We start from the raw sequence: 596 nt of genomic DNA, 5'->3' as shown, positions 1-596 counted from the left end.
CTTAGTTCTATCTTGGAGCGTAACGATTGGGCTGGAATGTGCGAATTCAACCCCAGGTACGACTATGGAATGGAAGCGGTGCACGCTGAGCATGCTCGGCAGTGTGCTGCTTTCTTTCAAAAGTTCGAACCCCTGAACCTTGGTATTGATAAGGAACAGGTTGCCTGGGGGAAGTTCGTCGAGGCTGAGGACCTCTGCCGCGAGACAAACCGCATCTTTCGACTATCGCGAAAGGGACTCTTTCATTTCGAGCCCTTCGTTGACGGTGTCCTTTACACCGCTAAGCGGAAAATCGCGATATTGTTGGGGGATGTGCCGAGACTTGCGCACATGAGGTTCCGCTTCGGACCAGGAGCTACTACAACAACCAAAAAGAAATACGCGAATTGGGCTGTGAAGCTTTCATCGCGTTTGGAGTGTAGCGCAAACCTTGTGCCATTGTTACCAGCGGTGGCACAGCAGGTACCCCATTGGTTTTTCCTGCACGCTCACGCGTGCTCTGTGGAAAAGGCCTTCACCGACGTTTCTATCGGTTATGGGCAACTGCAGTTTGTGCCGAAGTCCGCTAAGACCTACCGATCGATAATCGTCGAGCG

At 52.3% G+C, this 596-nt stretch carries 1 protein-coding gene; it reads left to right on the top strand.

Annotated elements, in window-relative coordinates; all coding sequences use genetic code 11:
• Window positions 1–69: 69 nt before the first annotated feature.
• Window positions 70–596, top strand: a 527-nt coding sequence (locus ACO0K4_RS19420) for a hypothetical protein (protein WP_422958325.1), incomplete at its 3' end; no start/stop codon positions are given.

This window comes from Undibacterium sp. RuTC16W (genome assembly GCF_049339445.1).
GTDB lineage: Bacteria > Pseudomonadota > Gammaproteobacteria > Burkholderiales > Burkholderiaceae_D > Undibacterium.
This window is presented reverse-complemented; position numbering and strand designations above follow the sequence as displayed.